At 61.3% G+C, this 20,782-nt stretch carries 11 protein-coding genes; 4 read left to right on the top strand and 7 right to left on the bottom strand.

Features of this window, described 5'->3' with window-relative positions; all coding sequences use genetic code 11:
- Positions 1 to 5: 5 nt before the first annotated feature.
- Both P406_RS09435 and P406_RS09430 read right to left on the bottom strand, forming a co-directional pair.
- Entirely contained in the window at positions 6 to 2,627 is a 2,622-nt protein-coding gene (locus P406_RS09435) for a dermonecrotic toxin domain-containing protein (RefSeq protein WP_046236041.1), read from the bottom strand.
- A gap of 135 nt (positions 2,628 to 2,762) precedes the next feature.
- Positions 2,763 to 5,897 (bottom strand): dermonecrotic toxin domain-containing protein, encoded by a 3,135-nt coding sequence (locus P406_RS09430; protein WP_046236040.1) that lies wholly within the window; start codon positions 5,895 to 5,897, stop codon positions 2,763 to 2,765.
- A gap of 250 nt (positions 5,898 to 6,147) precedes the next feature.
- Here P406_RS09430 and P406_RS09425 point away from each other — a divergent pair, with 250 nt between their 5' ends.
- Both P406_RS09425 and mscK read left to right on the top strand, forming a co-directional pair.
- Positions 6,148 to 7,890, top strand: coding sequence for a potassium/proton antiporter (locus P406_RS09425; RefSeq protein WP_046236039.1), 1,743 nt, complete (start codon positions 6,148 to 6,150; stop codon positions 7,888 to 7,890).
- A gap of 38 nt (positions 7,891 to 7,928) precedes the next feature.
- Positions 7,929 to 11,318 carry a mechanosensitive channel MscK gene (mscK, locus tag P406_RS09420; RefSeq protein ID WP_046236038.1) on the top strand — a complete coding sequence of 1,130 codons (3,390 nt, stop codon included), beginning with the start codon at positions 7,929 to 7,931 and terminating at the stop codon, positions 11,316 to 11,318.
- 60 nt (positions 11,319 to 11,378) lie between these two features.
- On the opposite strand, the gene P406_RS09415 is transcribed toward mscK, so the two are convergent.
- Genes P406_RS09415 through P406_RS09395 form a run of 5 tightly spaced genes read right to left on the bottom strand, consistent with a single transcriptional unit; the run spans position 11,379 to position 17,532 of the window.
- Positions 11,379 to 13,112, bottom strand: a complete 1,734-nt coding sequence (locus P406_RS09415; RefSeq protein WP_046236037.1) for an ATP-binding protein — start codon at positions 13,110 to 13,112, stop codon at positions 11,379 to 11,381.
- Positions 13,109 to 14,713 carry a 5-oxoprolinase subunit B/C family protein gene (locus P406_RS09410; RefSeq protein WP_046236036.1) on the bottom strand — a complete coding sequence of 535 codons (1,605 nt, stop codon included), beginning with the start codon at positions 14,711 to 14,713 and terminating at the stop codon, positions 13,109 to 13,111. The genes P406_RS09415 and P406_RS09410 overlap by 4 nt, the downstream gene beginning before the upstream one ends.
- Before the next feature lie 9 nt (positions 14,714 to 14,722).
- On the bottom strand, positions 14,723 to 15,517 hold the full coding sequence (locus tag P406_RS09405) for a putative hydro-lyase (protein WP_004409380.1): 795 nt from the start codon (positions 15,515 to 15,517) through the stop codon (positions 14,723 to 14,725).
- A gap of 2 nt (positions 15,518 to 15,519) precedes the next feature.
- A complete protein-coding gene (locus P406_RS09400) occupies positions 15,520 to 16,284 on the bottom strand; it encodes a LamB/YcsF family protein (RefSeq protein WP_046236035.1) in 765 nt (254 codons plus the stop codon).
- Between the two features lie 15 nt (positions 16,285 to 16,299).
- Positions 16,300 to 17,532: an NRAMP family divalent metal transporter gene (locus P406_RS09395; RefSeq protein ID WP_046236034.1), complete on the bottom strand. Its 1,233-nt coding sequence runs from the start codon at positions 17,530 to 17,532 to the stop codon at positions 16,300 to 16,302.
- Between the two features lie 253 nt (positions 17,533 to 17,785).
- Between P406_RS09395 and P406_RS09390 the strand changes: the two genes are divergently transcribed.
- Both P406_RS09390 and selO read left to right on the top strand, forming a co-directional pair.
- Entirely contained in the window at positions 17,786 to 18,451 is a 666-nt protein-coding gene (locus P406_RS09390) for a GntR family transcriptional regulator (RefSeq protein WP_082100752.1), read from the top strand.
- A gap of 138 nt (positions 18,452 to 18,589) precedes the next feature.
- Positions 18,590 to 20,053: a protein adenylyltransferase SelO gene (gene selO, locus P406_RS09385; protein ID WP_004409376.1), complete on the top strand. Its 1,464-nt coding sequence runs from the start codon at positions 18,590 to 18,592 to the stop codon at positions 20,051 to 20,053.
- Positions 20,054 to 20,782 lie beyond the last annotated feature (729 nt).

The raw sequence follows: 20,782 nt of genomic DNA, 5'->3' as shown, positions 1-20,782 counted from the left end.
CTTGATCAGTGAAAGCCGAACAGATCCGCCAGTGGCTCCTGCGGGAAAAACCGGTCGACCAGTGGCTTGGCATCGTTACCCAGCTTGAGTGCGTACTGCTCTCGGCTGAAGGGCTCGCCCGTGCGCATGTCGTAAAGCGCGCGTCCTTGAGCAGGACGATCCACCTCCTGCATCTGGATTTTCATGATGCGGTAAAACTCGCCGCTCACCTCTTCGATGCTGTCGATCTGAAAGTAGCAGCCGGGCAAAAAGATTGATTCGGCTTCCTCGGGCGAGGCTGAAAACGGTGCAATCGGTGTGGCCCGCAGGTATCGGCCCTTGGGCAGAACGAAGACTACCGAGGTGTCATCGAAGGTTACCGGCCCGATCATGGCGTTAGCGGGTGCACCAGCCCGGCTGCTGGCGAAGGCGCTGACCACATAGGGATTTTCGCTGAACGAGGTGACATCGGTATTGACCAGCACATCACCGACCTTGATCTGCCCGCTGCGGAACACGGCACCCGAAGTCCCGCGATCACCACTGCCGCCGCGGTACAACTCGACATCATTGTTGTACCCCACCACCTGGATGTCATCGGCCAGTCGTTCGATGAGTCGTACCTGATTGGCCCTTTTGCTCTCGCCCGTGCGCAGGAACTGATTGAATTCAGCGTCATCCTGGGTGTAGAGCATGATATTTCTGCCGTAATAGTCGTCCTCACCGAGCTTGAAAACCCGGTGTTTGCCATGCCAAGGGTCTTTGTACACCTCGTCGCCGTCGGGTGATGAGTCCGACATAGGGGCCTCCTCAGGGCCTGGCTCCCAAATCGTCATCACGTCTTTCTGCCGAGCCAACGCCACTTCGGCATAGTGCTGCTCATTGAACAGATCGGTTTGCAGATACCTGTCCCAAAAGGCCGAGTGTATGGTCACATAAGGCTTGCCCGTCGCGGCGGATGCACTGCTTGACGGCACCGGCACATCCATCGGGGCACCGCCCTGCAGACCGGGCGAGTCAAGTAACGCCCACTCCCCGTCGGCACTCAGACGCACCGGCTTGCTGCCTGCGAATGCAAACGGGTTGTCCGGGTTGACGATAAACCAGCACTGCTGCTGCTCATTGAACATCACGCGATAGGGCAGTTGCGCTAGCTTGATCCAGGTTTCGCCATTGCCCAGCGTGTAGATACCGCGAAACCTGCCCTCCGCAGCTGAAGGCGTCAGGCTGTCGAGCAGCAGGTTGCCTTCCATATTGTCCAGTGGATGGGCCGGCGCGCTGCTGCTTTCCAGCACCTCGCTGGAGATCGGCAGCCCTTCGGTTGCAGCCACCGGCACAGGCTGAGGGACGGCACGTATGGACATCAACAGAGGCAGATTGAACAGCAGATAAATGATGTTGATGATCGCGCCCAGCACGCCCGCCTTGCGCTGCGCAGCGGTCTTGCCATTGACCGCCTGGTCGATGTTCAAACCGGTATTGGCGAGACTTGCGCCAACCAGCGTCAAGGCGATCGGCCAGCCCAACGGCGCAAGCCCGCCAAACGCCTGCATGAACGCGCCCAGGTAGCCGATCCACATCTGTTTGCGCAGATCCGCATTGGATGTCAGCAGTTCACGCGCATCAGCGGTCATTCCCTGTCGGGCGACGTCTCGCAGATACACGAAGGGATCACCCGCGATAGGCGCCTGCACCAGATTGACGAGTCGAACATCGGCGCGCCAATCTTGCTCGAGCAACTGGCTCACCGCGCGAAAGAATCGATCGCTATCCTTGGTCCGGGACGCCTCACCACGCAGAAACTGACGTGTTATCGCCTTGTCGGCGTGCTCGCCCATGAACCGGGCCTTGAGCCAGCGGTACACCGCACGTTCGCTATCGAACGCCATGAACGGCTGCTCGGCATCGGGCCAGTAGATGATCTCGCGGCCAGCGGCGGTGACGATACGCAAAATGTCATGGGCCTTGATGCCGTCGATATCCAGCGTGTGTACCGTGACACCGGGAGTCGCAGGAAGCGGACCCTGCAACGCCTTCAGCGTAGGGGTCTGCAAAGGATCGGCAGTGACGACGCACGTGACGTGCTTGAAATCATCGGCTGAAAGCTGGCCCTTGCGCAGGCAGTGACTGGCCGCAACCAGATAGCGTGCCTTGGCCAGGGTGCAAAAGTTCTCGCTATGCAGGCTCCAGAAACGCTCCATACGGCGGGTGTACAGCGCGCTGAAATCAAGCGTCCACATGTCTCTGAGCACGTCCTGAGGAAGCATGGGCACCTCGTTGCGCTCGTCGAAAACCCCATGATCCGGGCCATCGGTATAGAAACCGCCGTACAGGGAAAGCTCGTCGCTGGCTTCCTGATCGTGGGCGCTGAAGTGCCGCATGAGCAGCTCGATCAAGGTCATCGACTGCACCGGCGTTCCGGAATGCTGCCAGCCGGTAAACGTGCGCGGACTGCTGCTGGCACTGCTGAAACGATGCCAATACACCTGCTCCGGGGCAAACACACGCTGGGTGTGCTGCAGAATGATCCTGCTGGCGGCGGTATGGGCCAGATCGTAGAGATCGGGATAATCGAGAACGAACTGCTGCGCACGTTCGCGCAACAGTTGCTGGTCGGTTTGGGGTGTTTCCAGGGGGTTAGGTGTCATGACGTCTTCCTGTATGAGAGAAGTCATGCACGTAATCATTCATCAGAGCGTTGGTGGCGCTAACTATCTATACCCTTCATCTGACGTTGAATGCATGCAGCGGCTCAGCCGACGAGCCGCTGCAAACATCGAAGGCTACCAACCGTTCGCAGCGCCTGCAGTGATTATTGCCTTGGCCTTGAAGGGGAAATAGAAGTCCACTGCATCATTCAGATAGGCGTTGTATATCGGAGACACGACTTCACCAGGTGCAAGATAGGAGCGCTCCAGCAGGTCGAAGCAGTCAGGCCGCAGCGTTCTCAGCACATCTGACATCAATTTAGGGCCGGTCAGGTACGAAATCCGCGTCATATAAGGCGTCATTCTTGTTTTCGATGCAGCTTGCGAAGCTTCATCGGTACGGTCGATGTAAGGTCTGCGAGTGCTGAAGAAGGACTTGTTCGTCTGCTTCTCACTGTCAAAACGTATTTTAATTTCTTTGAGCATCCGCTTTAAAACCGGATTGTCCGGGTGACTGGCGAAGTGGCTATTGTTTGGCCCGGTGTAGCTCAATTGCCGAGCGTCTACGCGCCCTCCTAACAGTACGTCATTCGGACCGGCCTTCAATGGGACCTCCGCGAAAGGGACATTGATCGTATCGTCGCAGTCGAGATAGATGCCGCCATACTCGTCAATCAACCGATAACGCAGAATATCCGAAGCAGCCGCGTAATTACGGTTATCCGAATACCTGAAATAGTTGAATGCCTCGGCATTTTTACCCGTCAGGAACTCGGAATAGAACGGTTCTTCCTTGAGAAAGGAAATGTGCATTTGCGGGTGTTCAAAAAAGTGATCGAACAGTTGCTCATACGCCGCCGGATCATCGATATCAATATGCAGTTGAAAGCGTAAATCCGGACTGGTGCGCATGTTGTGCAGCATGTTGTCCAGAAGATCTGCACCCGGCATTCGCTCCCCCATCCAGATGTGATGAACCATGCGACTGACGGGTTTGGCGTCTGCAGGCAGCCTCGGGACACGAGGAAAAGAATAGAGCTCAAAACGATGGCTCTGGGGCAGTTTTGCCTCCACTTTCAAGAATGCGTCTTTTGAACCGCGGTTCCACACCCCGTCGCGATCCCGCCACACCAGACCGACTTTGTCAGATGGGTCAGTTCGCCAGCAGCGACTGTCGGGGTCGTAATAGACATTTGTCTTTGCCCCCTTGAGATGAATGAAATATTTCTCTACGACCGTCCCTTTCGACTGGCTCAGGACTTCCTCAATGAGGATTCCGTCCAGAGGCAACTCCACCTGCACCTTGGGGCCCCAGCGCTGAATCTCGACGGCTGGCTCGTCAGGCACGACTGCCACCACGGCGCTGTCTGCCTCACTGGCCGGCGGCAATCGCGAGCCGTCGAAGCTTTCCCCGCCACGCAACCCGAGCTTGAGGTCCAGGTCCCAATAGCCGGTGTCGATAGTCTTCACATAGGGCCCCCAGACACGCGGATCAGAATCAGAGCGAATCCGGTACTGCTTTTCCTGTGGCACCCACTCGACCCGAAACGCCTGATCATGCAGCTCGATGTAACTTTTGCCTTGCAGCGGATAAATACCCGCCACTTCGCCCGAGGCCAGTCCTGGCAGGTCTTGAGCCACTTCGAGCGCGCGCAACAGACGGCGCATTTTGGCATCGAGCGAACGCAAGGCCGGTGGTTCTTCCCTGAACACCGGAATCGGCTCGACCTCGACAGCAGGGTCGATCGGGGTGGTTGGGCCAGGAACCTCATAACCGTCTCCCGCCTCGTCAATCAGCCCGGTTTCGGTGCCCGCCTCGACCGCAGCGCCCTCCTCGGCAAGGATCGGCAACGCGTTCAATACCCCGAAGGCAATCCGCCCAAGCCCCGCCTGGCGCTCGTCCAGCGTGCGGCCATTGACAGCCGCATCGACGCCCAGCCCGACCAGCGCGAGAGACAGCCCCGCGATGACCGGAATCAGCTCAGGAAAGACGATCGCGACGCCGCCCAGGACAGACACGCACTCACTCAGCCCGCTGCTGACTTCCTCTTTCCAGTAATCGCCATGGCTGCGTATTTTTTGCAGCGCGTCCGCTTCAGACTTCGCCTTGACCCGATACTTGAAGTGCGAGAACGGCCAGGGCTGCAGCGGCTCGCCGAACTGCACCAGTTTGCGCGGGTTCCACGCGCCGGTCGCTGAGTCCAGCAGTTTCGGGTAGACAGCGAAGCCTCTGAGGGCGGTGGCAACGCCACTGTAGAAAAAGCCATCGACGTCATCCGCAGCACTGAAATGCCCCTCGAGAGACCGGCGTTTGCCTGGATCCTTGCACATCAGCGCGATCCAGTCCTTGAGCGCGTCGGCGTTGGCGAAGGTATGAATCGGTGACGAGTTGCCGGGGATATAGAGCAGCACGGTCGGCGAATCGGCACTGCGTATGACCATGATGTCGGCCGCGCTGTAGCCGTGCACCTGCAATTCGGAAATCGTCACCCGAGTGGAAATCGGCGCGGCGACAAAAGTGTCGAAACTCAGCTGTTTCCAACCCTGATCAGCGGGCAGCCCGAGCGCCTCCAGCACCATGTCCTTGTGCTCGGCCTTGAGCGTATTTTCCTCGGCTTGCAGCCAGGCCGCCCTGAACAGACCGGCCTTGAGCATCAGGTTGTAGTCTTCTGCGTGCGCCTGCCAGAACTGTTTCAGGTAGGCGAGATAGCCGGCTTGCAGGTTGTGATCCCAGATGTATTGCTTGAACGCCTCGGCCGTCAGGCGCAGTTGCGTCGTCGAATCGTAGTGCTGCGGATCGGATTTCCGGTACACCGCCTCATAAGCGACGCAGTCATAGGGCGGTAGTTTTTCATCCACGACCTGACAGTCGAGACCGTCCTCATGATGGGGCTGCAAATGCCCGAGGTGATCAAACCAGTCACCATTGCCCTTTTGCTGCCAGTTGCGCAGCAGCGCCTCGGTCAGCGTCATCGAGTGAGCGACATTGGCGCGGTGAGGGGCGGGGTAGAGCTTCGGGTCTTCGATATACAGCGTCGCGATCAAGGTGTCGTCCGGATCGATCTCGATACCCCACCTTGACTGGCATTCCTGTGCCACATCCCGCGCAGCAAGGGCGGCAGGTGACTGCAGGTTGATCGGGTGAAGCCGGAAGTGATCGCTGACCGAAAAGTCCTCGCGCTCACGCGTCAAGGACTCTGCGTCAGAGTCATCATCGCCATCCCTGTCGCCATCGTCGAAGTTGTAATGTGCTGCAAAATCATCGTCCATGATGAAGAACCTTCTTGGTGATTGGAGCCCTGACAGTAGGGAGCAAGAAGGCCTGGTCTGCGGTATATAACTATGTGTCAGCCGCTGGATTGCAACCAATCGTGAGCCCGGGAGCGCCGATCTGCGTCAATCGCTCGAAATTGCTCTTTGACAGCCAAGCAATTCAACAGGTTAAATCCCTTGGCACGCGGACTGCATGGTCAGCTTTCGCCCTTCCCGCTTCAATTCAGTTTTCTACGGAGTACCGCCTTTGGACGCCACCACCATCAACAGCCTGTTCCTGATCGGCGCGTTGCTGGTAGCCGCGAGCATCCTGGTCAGTTCTCTTTCGTCGCGCCTCGGCATTCCGATCCTGGTCATCATCCTCGCAGTGGGCATGGTGGCTGGCGTCGATGGCGGCGGGATCATCTTTGACAACTATGCGACCGCCTACCTGGTGGGCAACCTTGCGCTGGCGGTGATCCTGCTCGACGGCGGGCTGCGAACGCGGGTGGCCAGTTTCCGGGTTGCGCTGTGGCCAGCCTTGTCGCTGGCGACGGTGGGCGTGCTGATCACCACCGTACTGACCGGCATGATGGCGGCGTGGCTGTTCAATCTCAGCGTTATCCAGGGCCTGTTGATCGGCGCGATCGTCGGCTCCACAGACGCTGCGGCGGTGTTCTCGCTGCTGGGCGGCAAAGGCTTGAACGAGCGCGTTACCGCCAGCCTCGAGATCGAGTCGGGCAGCAACGACCCCATGGCCGTGTTCCTGACCGTCACCCTGATCGGCATGCTCGCCAGTGGGCAGACCGGGTTGCACTGGGGACTGCTGGGGCACCTGATCCAGGAATTCGGTATCGGCAGCTTCATCGGTCTGGGCGGCGGCTGGATCCTGCTGCAGCTGGTCAACCGCATCAATCTGGCGGCAGGTCTCTACCCGATTCTGGTGATTGCCGGTGGCCTGGCGATCTTCGCCCTGACCAACGCCATCCACGGCAGCGGTTTTCTCGCGGTCTACCTGTGTGGCCTGGTGCTCGGCAACCGGCCGATTCGCAGTCGCCACGGCATCCTGCACATGCTCGATGGCATGGCCTGGCTGGCGCAGATCGGCATGTTTCTGGTGCTGGGCCTGCTGGTCACGCCGCACGATCTGCTGCCGATTGCGATACCGGCGCTGGGTCTGGCGCTGTGGATGATTCTGGTGGCACGCCCGCTGTCGGTGATGGTCGGCCTGTTGCCGTTCAAGGCCTTCCATGATCGCGAAAAAGCCTTTATCGCCTGGGTCGGCCTGCGTGGCGCGGTGCCGATCATCCTCGCGGTGTTCCCGCTAATGGCCGGCCTGCCCAACGCACAGCTGTACTTCAACCTGGCGTTCTTTATCGTGCTGGTTTCGCTGTTGCTGCAAGGCACCAGCCTGCCGTGGATGGCCAAACTGCTGAAAGTGACGGTTCCACCTGATCCCGCGCCGATTTCCCGGGCCGCGCTGGAGGTGCACGTCACCAGTGAATGGGAGTTGTTCGTCTACCGCCTGGGCGCTGAAAAGTGGTGCATCGGCGCGGCGCTGCGCGAACTGAGGATGCCGGAAGGCACGCGTATCGCAGCACTGTTCCGCGGTCAGCAACTGCTCCACCCGTCCGGCAGTACGACGCTGGAAGTGGGTGATCTGCTGTGCGTGATCGGCCACGAACACGACCTGCCGGCGCTGGGCAAATTGTTCAGCCAGGCGCCGCAGCGTGGGCTGGACCTGCGTTTCTTCGGCGACTTCGTGCTCGAAGGCGACGCAAGGCTGGGTGAAGTGGCCGCCCTGTATGGTCTGAAACTCGATGGCATAGACCCAGGAATGCCGCTGAGCCAGTTCATCGTGCAGAAGAACCGTGGCGAGCCGGTGGTCGGCGACCAGGTTGAATGGAATGGAACTATTTGGACCGTTGCCGTCATGGACGGGAACAAGATCCAGAAAGTGGGCGTCAAATTCCCCGAAGGAACCCGCCCGGGCCCCGGACTGTTCCTTTAAACTGCCAACCCACACGTATCATCATGCGACCGGTGTCTATGTTTTCCCTGCGTTCCTTTTGTGCTGCCGCACTGTTTGCGCTCTGCCTGTCTTCTTTCCCGGCGCTTGCCGCCGATCCGCCCAGCAGCGACGCTGTTCAGCAAAGCCTCGACAAGATTGCCGACCGCAAGCTGCCAGACGCCGAGCAAAAGGCACTGCAACAGGTCCTCGAGCAGACACTGGCATTTCTGAACAGCAAGCAGGACAGCGAGCAGAAGCTCGAAGCGCTCAAACAGCAGCTCGCCCAGGCGCCAAAACAGACTTCGGAAAACCAGCGTGAACTGGCCCGCCTGAAAGAAAGCAAAGTGGTGCCCGTAGCCCAGCGCTACGGCGGCCTCGACGTGCCACAGCTGGAGCAACTGCTCAGTCAGCGCAGCACCCAGCAGAGCGATCTGCAGAGCGAACTCAACGACGCCAACAGCCTGGCCATTACCGCGCAAACGCGGCCGGAGCGCGCCCAGACAGAAATCAGCGCCAACCAGACGCGCATCCAGCAGATCAACGCCATCCTCAAGAATGGCAAGGACAACGGCAAGACCCTGAGCGCCGACCAGCGCAACCTGCTCAATGCAGAGCTGGCCTCGATCAACGCCCTCAACCTGCTGCGTCGCCAGGAACTGGCCGGCAACAGCCAGTTGCAGGATCTGGGCAACAGCCAGCATGACTTGCTGACCGAGAAGGTCGCGCGCCAGGAACAGGAAATTCAGGACCTGCAGACCCTGATCAACGACAAGCGTCGTGCCCAGTCGCAGAAAACGGTTGCCGACCTGTCTCTGGAAGCGCAGAAGTCCGGCGGCAGCAGCCTGCTGGCGACCGAAAGCGCCGCCAACCTCAAGCTGTCAGACTACCTGTTGCGCGGCACCGATCGCCTCAACGAGCTGACCCAGCAGAACCTCAAGACCAAGCAGCAACTGGACAACCTGACCCAGACCGATCAAGCCCTCAGCGAGCAGATCAACGTGCTGAGCGGCAGCCTGCTGCTGTCCAAGATTCTCTACAAGCAGAAGCAGGCGTTGCCGCATCTGGAGCTGGACAAGGGTCTGGCCGACGAAATCGCCAACATCCGCCTGTATCAGTTCGACATCAACCAGCAACGCGAACAGATGAGCACGCCGACCGCTTACGTCGAAAAGCTCCTCGCCACCCAGCCGCCTGAAAACGTCACCCCGCAACTGCGCCGGACGTTGCTGGACCTGGCCATCACCCGCAGTGACTTGCTTGAGCGCCTCAATCGCGAGCTGAGCGCATTGCTCAACGAATCCATCACCCTGCAACTGAACCAGAAGCAGCTGACCAGCACCGCGCAGGGGCTGCGCGCCACACTCGACGAGCAGATGTTCTGGATCCCCAGCAATAAGCCGCTAGACGTGGAGTGGTTTCAGAATATCTGGCCGCGCTTGCAAAAGCAGGTCGCTACGCTGCCGTGGACATCCAGCCTCAGCGAACTGTCAGATGGCCTGACCCAGCGGCCGCTGCTGTTTCTGCCCTTGCTGCTGTTGATCGGCATACTGACCTGGCGGCGCAAGGCGCTGTACCAGAAGCTCAATCGCCTGCACGCCGACATCGGTCACTTCAAACGTGACAGTCAATGGAAGACGCCACTGGCGCTGCTGATCAACGTGCTGCTGGCCATGCCCGTCGCACTGGGGCTGGCCCTGTGCGGCTACGCGCTGCAGATCGACGCCCGCGGTCAAAACGCCAACCTGGGCGAGGCCTTGCTGCAGATCGCCCTCGCCTGGCTGGTGTTCTACACCGCCTATCGCGTGCTCGCCCCGTCAGGTGTTGCGCAGTTGCACTTCCGCTGGGAGACCGCACAGGTCGAGTTCCTGCGTGGCTGGGTGCGTCGCCTGGGGCTGGTCGTTCTGGCCCTGGTGGCGGTGGTGGCCGTCGCTGAACACCAGCCTGCCGCACTGGCCGACGACGTGCTGGGGATCGGCGTGGTGCTGACCTGTTACGCCCTGATGACCTGGCTGCTCGCTCGCCTGCTGATCTCAAGCCCGACGCATCACAACGCTTCACTGTTCCGCAAAACCGTCGGATTGGTGTTCACGGCGTTGCCGGTCGCGCTCTTCCTCGCGGTTTGCTTTGGCTACTATTACACCGCGCTCAAGCTCAGCGACCGCCTGATCGACACCCTGTACCTGATGATGATCTGGCTGATGGTCGAGGCGACGTTCGTCCGCGGCCTGAGCGTGGCCGCCCGGCGTCTGGCCTATCAGCGCGCGCTGGCCAAGCGTCAGGCAGCCAGAGAAAACGGCGACAGCGACATTCCGGTCGAAGAACCCAAGCTGGACATCGAACAGGTCAACCAGCAGTCGCTGCGCCTGATCCGTCTGGCCCTGCTGGCCGGATTCGTCGGCGCACTGTACCTGGTGTGGGCCGAGCTGATCACCGTGTTCGCCTACCTGGACAACATCATTCTCTACGAATACACCAGTGGCACCGGTGCCAACATGAGCATGGTGCCGATCAGCCTGAGCGACTTCCTCGGTGCGGGGGTGATCATCGTCATCACCTTCGTACTCGCCGGCAACCTGCCCGGCCTGCTGGAAGTGCTGGTGCTGTCACGCATGAACCTCGCGCAGGGCAGTGCCTACGCGACAACCACGCTGCTGTCGTACACCATCGCCGGTGTCGGCTTCGTCACCACGCTGTCGACGCTGGGCGTGAGCTGGGACAAATTGCAGTGGCTGGTCGCGGCGCTGTCGGTGGGTCTGGGCTTCGGTATGCAGGAAATCTTCGCCAACTTCATTTCCGGCATCATGATCCTCTTCGAACGTCCGGTGCGGATTGGCGACACCATCACCATCGGCGCCCTGTCGGGGACGGTCAGCAAGATCCGCATCCGTGCCACGACCATCACCGACTTCGACCGCAAGGACATCATCGTCCCGAACAAGACCTTCATCACCGGCCAGCTCATCAACTGGTCGCTGACCGACACCGTCACCCGCGTAACCCTCAAGCTGGGCGTGGATTACGGCTCGGACCTGGACCTGGTGCGCTCCCTGCTGCTGCAAGCCGCCCGGGAAAACCCTCGGGTGCTCAAGGAACCAGAGCCGATCGTCTACTTCCTGAACTTCGGCGAAAGTACCCTCGACCACGAACTGCGCATGCACGTACGCGACCTGGGCGACCGCAACCCGGTGCTCGACGAGATCAACCGCTTCATCAATCGCGAGTTCAAGAAGCAGCACATCAACATCTCGTTCCGCCAGATGGAGATCTACCTCAAGAACACCCAGGGCCTGGAATACAAACTGGTGCCCGCAGAGCCGAGCGACAAGCATGGCGCACCGGCTGGGCAGACGACCCTGCAACCAGTGAATACCCAAGTGGCCCCGGCGACCAAAGATGCGCCCGAGCCGCCTGAGTTGCGGCTGGATTGAGAAGAGTGAAAGTGTGTGTCGACCGGGCTACCGTCCGGTCGACACGCGCTAGCGATTAAATCAGGCCTCAACCCGCCCAATCACCACCTTCGCCTCCAGATACCCCCCAGGCTCCTTGCTGATCTGCACGGTTCCGGCACACGGCGCCAGTATCGATGTTTCCATCTTCATCGCTTCCATGATGGCGATCACCTGTCCCTTCTCTACCGTCGCACCGTCCTCAACCGCCCAGGCATGCAGATTGCCCGCTACCGGTGTCAGCACTGCGTGCGGGTCCGGGGCATCGGCCGCTGGCTGGGTGGCGTCAGCCGGGGCGGCAGCGTTCAGGCTCATGCCGGCCAGCAGCGCAGCAGGCAGGCCCAGTTCGTGGCGTTTGCCGTCGATTTCAACGAAGGTGCGCAGCACGCCGGGATCGACCGGCTCTGCGTTGCGCGGGGCAATGGTGACGTGCTCGGCGAAGTCGGTTTCGATCCAGCGGGTGTGGACGGCGAAGGTATTGGCCGCGGTGAAGTCGGCATGGTCCATGACCGCCCGATGGAACGGCAGCACGGTGGCCACGCCTTCCACCTTGAACTCGGCCAGCGCACGGCGGGCGCGGCTGATGGCCTGTTCGCGGGTTGCGCCGGTGACGATCAGCTTGGCGATCATCGAGTCGAAGTTCGGTGAAACCCGTGAGCCTTCTGCAACGCCGGTGTCCAGGCGCACGCCCGGACCGGACGGTGGCTGAAATAAAGTGATAGACCCCGGCGTCGGCAGAAAGCCGTTGCCCGCGTCTTCGGCGTTGATGCGGAATTCAAAGCTGTGGCCGCGTGGCACAGGCGTGCCATCGAACGACAGCGGCAGGCCGTCGGCGACGCGGAGTTGTTCGATGACCAGATCGACACCGCTGGTTTCTTCCGTCACTGGGTGTTCGACCTGCAAGCGCGTGTTGACCTCCAGGAACGACAGGGTGCCATCGCCGCTGAGCAGGAACTCCACCGTACCGGCACCGACATAGCCCGCTTCGGCGCAGACCGCGCGAGCCGACTCGTGAATGCGCTGGCGCAGTTCGTCATTCAGATAAGGCGCTGGCGCTTCTTCGATCAGCTTCTGGTTGCGACGCTGCAACGAGCAGTCACGGGTGCCGACCACAACCACCCGGCCATGACGGTCGGCGATGATCTGCGCTTCGATGTGCCGTGGGCGGTCCAGAAAGCGCTCGACGAAGCACTCGCCACGGCCAAACGCCGAAACCGCTTCACGCACCGCAGACTCGTACAGCTCGCTGACTTCATCGAGCTTCCAGGCGACTTTCAGGCCGCGACCACCGCCGCCAAAGGCTGCCTTGATGGCAATCGGCAGGCCATGTTGCTCGGCAAACGCGACCACTTCAGAGGCATCGTTTACCGGGTCTTCCGTACCGGCCACCAGCGGTGCGCCGACTTTCAGGGCGATGCGCCGGGCCTGGACCTTGTCGCCCAGTGCGTCGATGGTCGCAGGATCGGGACCGATCCAGATCAGACCGGCGTCGATCACCGCGCGGGCGAATTCGGCGCGCTCCGAGAGAAAGCCGTAGCCTGGGTGAACCGCGTCGGCACCGGCACGAGCGGCAACCGCCAGCAGCTTTTCGATATTCAGGTAGGTGTCGGTCGGGCGCTCGCCCTGCAGCCCATAGGCTTCATCGGCCTGACGCACGTGCAGCGCGTCGATATCGGCATCGGCGTACACCGCCACCGAGGCGACTCCGTAGTCACGGCAGGCACGGGCAATACGAACGGCAATTTCGCCACGATTGGCAATCAGAACCTTTTTCATCTGTTCTTGGTCTCGTCTGAAGTGGCGGGGCACACTGGCTCGAAGGCGCTCAGCGGATTGAAGCGAATGCGGGCATTGACCGGAATCTGCCCGGCCTTGTCCAGGTGGTAAGTGGCGACTGCGCCGATGACCGGGTAACCGCCGGTCAACGGGTGATCGGCCAGAAACAGTACCGGCTGGCCACTGGGCGGCACCTGAATGGCGCCGACCGTGGTGCCCTCGCTGGGCAACTCGCCATCGACGGCACGTTGCAGCGATTGCTCGCCCGCCAGGCGAATGCCGATACGATTGGATTGCGGCGTTACCAGCCAGGTCTGTTGCGCCAGCAGTTGCTGGGCTTCGGCGCTGAACCAGTCACTGCGCGGGCCCATGACCACATCCAGGGTGATGACCTCATCGCTACGCGGCATCTCGAAGGCCGGTTGTTCGGCAGTCGACACCGCAGAGCCTCCGGTTCTGCGCGTGAAACCCAGCCGGTCACCCGCTGCCAACGCGGCGGGCCCGACCTGGGCCAGCGTGTCGGTGGACAGGCTGCCGAGCACCGGCTCATGAATGAAACCGCCACGAACCGCCAGATAATTGCGCAGGCCGGCGCTGGGCGAACCGATGCTCACCTGATCGCCGCTTTGCAAAGCCAGCGGTGCATACAAGGGCGCCTGCAACTTTTGCCCTTCGGCGGTCTGCACTTCGACGCCGACCTGAGCACCGGTAATCGCCACAACGGTCTGCCCCTGACAGGTGAAGGTCAGGCCGCCCATGAGAATTTCCAGGCACGCCGTCGCCGGATCGTTACCCACCGCGCGGTTGGCAGCGCGCAAGGCGCCGCGATCCAGCGCGCCCGATGCGGAAACACCCTGCCCCGCGCGACCGGGACGGCCCAGGTCCTGAAACAGGGTCTGCAGACCTGGCGTCTCGATCTGCAGATAGTCTTCGCTGACTGTCGTCGCCTGCGGCCGGACAGGTGCGGCAACCTGCACACGGGTCTCCGGGAGCGGACCGGCATCCTGGAAACGCACGCGGTAGCCGGGCTGGAGCAAGGCGGGCTCGTCGCGACCCAGATCCCACATGGTTGAGGTGGTCACCCCGATGATCTGCCAGCCGCCGGGGCTGGCCTGTGGATAAATGCCACTGAAACCGCCGGCCAGTGCCACTGCGCCAGCCGGAATACGCGTGCGCGGCGTGCTGCGCCGTGGCACCACGAACCCGGCGCCACCGCTGAGGTAGGCAAAACCGGGTGCAAAACCGCAGAACGCAACGTTGTAGTCGCTGCCAGTGTGGCGCTTGATCACTTCCTCGACGCTGATGTCCAGCTCACGGGCAACATCGGCCAGGTCTTCGCCGTTGTAATGCACAGGTATTTCGATCAGCTTGCCCGCCTCGCGTGCCTTGCCACGAATGTCGCGCGAGGCGATCTGTGTGGCGAGCGCTTCGAAACCGATGGCTGACGGACGAAAGTGCACCAGCAACGTTCGGGCGGCCGGGACGATTTCCTCGACGCCAGCGATGGGCATCTGCTGTAACGATTCGAACAGGGCCAGGGTCTCGTCCAGATTCGACAGTTCAACCAGGAGTGCATCCAGGTTGGCCGGGTAGAAACGCATGAGCCTCTCCTATACGTGGTAGTAGCTGTCCGGAATATCGGTAATGAACATGTGGCCGGGCGCGTGGGAAATCGCAAACGGCACACGGGACGCCATGACCACTGCCTGCGGGGTCACGCCGCAGGCCCAGAACACCGGAATCTCGCCGGGCCTGATCGTCACCGCATCACCAAAATCAGGGCTCGCCAGGTCGTTGATGCCGAGCAGTCCAGGCTCGCCGACGTGTACTGGCGCGCCGTGCACACCGGGATAGCGCCCGGTGATGCGCGCCGCTTCGGCCACCCGGTCCGCCGCGATCGGGCGCATCGACACCACCATATTGCCCTGCAGGCGCCCGGCCGGGCGGCAGACGCGGTTGCTGCGGTACATCGGCACATTGCAGCCTTCGCTGATGTGGCGCACATCGATGCCGGCGTGCATCAGGTCGGTTTCGAAGGTGAAACTGCAGCCAATCAGAAAGCTGACCAGATCAGTGTGCTGCGCCCAGATGTGGCTCACGTCACTCAGTTCTTCGGCCAGTTCCCCGTCGCGCCAGACCCGGTACAGGGGCAGGTCGGTGCGCAGATCAGCCTGCTCGGCCAACAGCGTGGTGTGGCTGCCGGGCTCGGTCACATCCAGTACCGGGCAGGCTTGCGGGTTGCGCTGCGCGAACAGCAGAAAGTCATACGCCCATTCACGTGGCAGCGTGATCATGTTGCACTGGGTCAGACCGGGCGCCTGGCCAGCGGTCGGCGCGACGAATCCCTGGCGATAACGGGCACGGGCGGCGCTGGCTGCCTCGCGGGCGAGTTGCAGTGAGTTCATGATCAGCCTCGATTGAATGCGCGGACAGTGACGCCAGCGTCGTGCAAACGGTCTTTCAGAATACGCGCGATGTTCACCGCGCCCGGACTGTCGCCATGCACGCAGATCGAATCGGCCTGCAGGCTGATTTCGCGGCCATCTTCAGCCTCGATGACGCCTTCGCGCACCAGGCGCAGCATGCGCTCGGCGATCAGTTCGGCATCGTGCAGCACGGCACCGGGCCGCGAGCGCGAGACCAGCGTGCCTTCAGCGGTATAGGCGCGATCGGCGAACGCTTCGGCAACGCAGGAAAGCCCGGCTTCGCGTGCCCAGTCGAGCAGCGGCGAGTTGGCCAGGCACACCAGTTTCAGCGCGGGATCAATGCGCAACAGCGCCTGAATGACCGCCGTGGCCTGACGCTGATCACCGGCGATGGTGTTGTACAGCGCGCCGTGAGGCTTGACGTAGCTCACGCTGGTCCCGGCGCTGCGGGCCAGGCCCTGCAGTGCGCCGATCTGATAAATGACATCGGCGGTCAGTTGGTCGCTCGGGATGTCCATGTTGCGGCGGCCGAACCCTACCAGGTCCGGGTAGGCCACATGCGCGCCGATGGCAACGCCCCGGGCCGCAGCGGCCTCGAGGGTGCGCAGGATCCCGGCCGGGTCACCGGCATGGAAACCGCAGGCCACGTTGGCGCTGCTGACCACATCGAGAATGGCCTCATCGTCGCCCATGCTCCAGGCGCCGAAGCTTTCACCGAGATCACTGTTGAGGTCTATCGCAGGCATTTTTATTCTCCGAAATCAGGCTGCATTGATGAAGGCAAAGATGGCTCCCGCCGATTTAAACGCCATGTACCACGACAGCAGGCAGGTCAGCACGCCCAGCACCAATAGCCAGCGCGGGTAGTGGTAGCCGTCCATCATGTCGGACCGGCGCCAGCCGACGTACATGAAAATGCTCAGGCCCAGCGGCAGGATCAAGCCGTTGAAGCCCCCGGCAAAGACCAGCAGCGCGGCCGGTGGTTTGCCCCACATGACGTATACGACCACGGTGATCAGAATAAAGCCGACCGTCGCCAGGTTGCGCGCGCGTTCAGTGATGCGTTTGGAAAACACCGTGATGAACGACATCGACGTATAGGACGCGCCGATCACGCTGCTGATGCCGGCCGCCCAGAGCACCAGGCCGAACATGATCAGGCCGAAGTTGCCAGCGGCAGCGGTGAACGCCTGGGCCGCAGGGTTTGCGCCCTTGCCGGACACATCGATGACGACGCCGCTGGCGACCACGCCGAGGATCGCCAGAAACAGTATGTAACGAACAACCCCGGTGACCAGAATACCGGTCAGCGCCGCCTTGGACACCACATCGATGTTCTCGACCCCGACAGTGCCGCGATCCAGCAATCGGTGAGCACCGGCGTAAGTGATATAGCCGCCGACCGTGCCACCGACAATGGTGGTGATGGCCGCGAAATCGACCATGTCCGGCAAGATGGTCTGGCGCAGCGCTTCACCCAGCGGCGGATGCGAGGCAAAGGCGGCGAACAGAATCAGGCAGACCTTCAGGGTGCCCAGCACCATCATGATGCGGTCCATGGCGATGCCGGCGCGGTGCGATGAGAAAATCGCGATGGCGATCAACGCGCTCAAGGCGCCACCCCATTTGGGGTCAACACCGGTCAACGCATTCAAGCCCAGGCCCGCACCCGCGATGTTACCCAGACTGAACACCAGGCCGCCGAAGATCACCAGTACCGCCAGCAGATAACCGCTGCCCGGGATTGCCGCGTTGGCCAGATCGGCCGCGCGCATTCTGGTCAGCGTGACGATGCGCCAGACATTCAGTTGCACCACGAAGTCGATCAGGATCGAAGCCAGGATGCCGAAGGCAAACGCCGCCCCCAGCGTCGCGGTAAACGTGGCTGTCTGGGTCAGAAAGCCAGGACCGATGGCAGAGGTCGCCATCATGAAGATCGCGGCGATCAAAGAGGCGCGGCGCGCCTTGGTGAACTCATTGGCAGTCTGTGTCACGGCGGCATTCCTGAGATGAGAGGTATTCTGCCAGAGCAACGACCATGCCAAAGGTCATTCAGGCGCGCCAAGTTGTAGATACACAAAGATAATATTGTTGAACAATGTAGATAGCATGGATCAACCATGTGCACCATGTTGTTACGCAGGGACTCAGGTGTGCTACCTGATGAAGCATCTGCTGACCTTCGTCCTTGCCAGCCAATGAGCTGTCGTGGAATATCGACCTGGCTTTTCTTTCTCTGGACCCTTTATGAACGACGCTGCCTCTGCCCTCCCTCGCACCCTCGGAGAATCGATCACCACTGAGCTTCGCAGAATGCTGGTCGAGGGCGAGCTGGTACCCGGTCAGCGCCTCTCGGAAGCCGCTCTGGCCGAGAGTCTGAATATTTCCCGTAACACTCTGAGAGAAGCCTTCAGAGTGCTGACCCGGGAAGGACTGCTGACCCACGAACCCAATCGTGGCGTCACCGTGGCCGAGCCTGATATGGCTTCGATCATCGATATCTACCGCATTCGACGCTTCATCGAATGCGGGGCGATTGCTCAGGCTTATCCACAGCATCCCGGTGTGCTGCACATGCGCAATGCGGTCGAGGCCGGCGTGCAGGCGCGTGAAGCGAAGGACTGGATTGCCGTGGGCACCGCCAACATGATGTTTCACAAGGCCATCGTCGAGCTGTCCGACAGCCCGCGACTGGTGGCGTTTTATGCACAGATATCGGCAGAGTTGCGACTGGCCTTCGGCCTGCTCAACAACCCCGAGCTGCTGCATTCGCCTTATCTGGACATGAATGCTGCGGTACTCGGGCGCCTGGACGCGGGCAAGACCGATGAGGCGACGCGCATGCTCGAGGATTATCTGGTGCAATCGGAACGGACGATTCTGGCCGCCTTCGAGCGAAGCCGGAACCGGTAGTCCGGGCGCAGGCCCGATCACCAGAACTACCACCCAGGGACCCGGTCTACGGGTTCTGACCGTTGCAACACGCCCGACGAGCCAGGCAGGCCGCCGCTTCGTTGAAAGCCTGAAATCCCCCTCTGGAGGCGATACGTTTTGAAAGCACTCGACGAACTCATTTTCGACAACCGCTTTGCCCGTCTGGGCGACGCGTTCTCCACTTCCGTGCTGCCTGAACCCATCGATGCGCCGCAGCTTGTGGTTGCCAGCCAGTCAGCGCTGGCGCTGCTGGACCTGGCGCCTGAACAGGCCGATCTGCCGTTGTTCGCGGAAATCTTCAGCGGTCACAAGCTGTGGTCCGAAGCAGAGCCTCGGGCGATGGTGTATTCCGGGCATCAGTTCGGCTCCTACAACCCGCGCCTGGGCGACGGTCGCGGGCTGTTGCTCGGCGAGGTGTACAACGACGCCGGCGAGCATTGGGATCTGCACCTGAAAGGCGCGGGCCAGACACCGTACTCACGGATGGGTGACGGGCGCGCCGTACTGCGCTCGTCGATCCGCGAGTTTCTGGCCTCCGAAGCCCTGCACGCACTGGGCATCCCCAGCAGCCGCGCGGGGTGTGTGGTCAGCTCCAGCACGCCGGTATGGCGCGAAACCCAGGAACATGCCGCCATGGTGCTGCGCTTGGCGCAGAGCCATGTGCGCTTCGGCAGTCTGGAATACTTTTTCTACACCAAGCAGCCAGAGCAGTTGAAGACCCTCGCCGAGCATGTGCTGACGATGCATTACCCGCACTGTCAGGAGCAGCCGGAGCCGTATCTGGCGATGTTCCGGGAAATCGTCGAGCGCAACGCCGAGCTGATTGCCAAGTGGCAGGCCTACGGCTTCTGCCATGGTGTGATGAACACCGACAACATGTCGATTCTGGGCATTACCTTCGATTTCGGACCGTTCGCGTTTCTGGACGATTTCGATGAGCATTTCATCTGCAACCACTCCGATCATGAAGGTCGCTACTCCTTCAGCAATCAGGTGCCTATCGCGCAATGGAACCTCAGCGCGCTGGCACAGGCGCTGACCCCGTTCATCAGCGTGGAAGCGCTGCGTGAGGCCATCGGTTTGTTTCTGCCGTTGTATCAGGCCCACTACCTGGACCTGATGCGCCGCCGACTGGGCCTGACCGTTGCGAATGATCAGGACGAACAACTGGTCAGCCAATTGCTGAAATTGATGCAGAACAGTGGCGTGGATTACACCCTGTTCTTCCGCCGCCTGGGTGACCAGCCAGCCGCCGAGGCGTTGCGCACGTTGCGTGACGACTTCGTCGATATCAAGGGCTTCGATGGCTGGGCGCACGCGTATCAAGCGCGTATTGCCCTTGAAGACAACGGCACCGAGCAAGAGCGTCAGACCCGCATGCATGCGGTCAACCCGCTGTACATCCTGCGCAACTACCTGGCGCAGAACGCCATCGCTGCTGCGGAAAAAGGCGACTACGAAGAAGTCCGCCGCTTGCATCAGGTGCTCTGCACCCCCTTCAGCGAACAACCCGGCATGCAAGGCTACGCCCAACGCCCGCCGGACTGGGGCAAGCACCTGGAAATCAGCTGTTCGTCGTGAGGCTTTGATTCCCTATCGTGCCCATGCTCAGCGTGCTCCGCGCCCTGTCTTGAGTGTGCGGCGCGGCACAGATCTGTGACGCGGAGCGTCACGCACGGCATTCCCACGCTGGAGCGTGAGGAACGATCCTCACACTATCGTGCGGCGCTCCGCGTCGCATGCAGTTCTGGACGCTCCGCGTCCTATCCGGAATGTGCGGCGCGGCACAGACTTGTGACGCGGAGCGTCACGCACGGCATTCCCACGGGAGCGTGAGGAACGATCATCACACTATCGTGCGGCGCTCCGCGTCGCATGCCGTTCTGGACGCTCCGCGTCCTATCCTGAATCTGCGGCGCGGCGCAGATCTGTGACGCGGAGCGTCACCCACGGCATTCCCACGCTGGAGCGTGAGGAACGATCATCACACTATCGTGCGGCGCTCCGCGTCGCATGCAGTTCTGGACGCTCCGCGTCCTATCCGGAATGTGCGGCGCGGCACAGATCTGTGACGCAGAGCGTCACGCACGGCATTCCCACGCTGGAGCGTGAGGAACGATAATCCTGTAACTATCGTGCGGCGCTCCGCGTCGCATGCAGTTCTGGACGCTCCGCGTCCTATCCGGAATGTGCGGCGCGGCGCAGAGTTGTGACGCGGAGCGTCACGCACGGCATTCCCACGGGAGAGTGAGGAACGATCATCACACTATCGTGCAGCGCTCCGCGTCGCATGCAGTTCTGGACGCTCCG

The sequence above is a fragment of the Pseudomonas syringae pv. coryli str. NCPPB 4273 genome (assembly GCF_000972175.1).
Lineage (GTDB): Bacteria > Pseudomonadota > Gammaproteobacteria > Pseudomonadales > Pseudomonadaceae > Aquipseudomonas > Aquipseudomonas syringae.
Note: the sequence above shows the minus strand (reverse complement) of the source record. Positions and strands in the feature narration are given on the sequence as shown.

Bases quoted from the DNA above. Each gene is read 5' to 3' on its own strand.
- P406_RS09435 (WP_046236041.1), bottom strand. From the start codon at position 2,627: ATGACACCTAACCCCCTGGAAACACCCCAAACCGACCAGCAACTGTTG.
- P406_RS09430 (WP_046236040.1), bottom strand. From the start codon at position 5,897: ATGGACGATGATTTTGCAGCACATTACAACTTCGACGATGGCGACAGG.
- mscK (WP_046236038.1), top strand. From the start codon at position 7,929: ATGTTTTCCCTGCGTTCCTTTTGTGCTGCCGCACTGTTTGCGCTCTGC.
- P406_RS09415 (WP_046236037.1), bottom strand. From the start codon at position 13,112: ATGAAAAAGGTTCTGATTGCCAATCGTGGCGAAATTGCCGTTCGTATT.
- P406_RS09410 (WP_046236036.1), bottom strand. From the start codon at position 14,713: ATGCGTTTCTACCCGGCCAACCTGGATGCACTCCTGGTTGAACTGTCG.
- P406_RS09405 (WP_004409380.1), bottom strand. From the start codon at position 15,517: ATGAACTCACTGCAACTCGCCCGCGAGGCAGCCAGCGCCGCCCGTGCC.
- P406_RS09400 (WP_046236035.1), bottom strand. From the start codon at position 16,284: ATGCCTGCGATAGACCTCAACAGTGATCTCGGTGAAAGCTTCGGCGCC.
- P406_RS09390 (WP_082100752.1), top strand. From the start codon at position 17,786: ATGAACGACGCTGCCTCTGCCCTCCCTCGCACCCTCGGAGAATCGATC.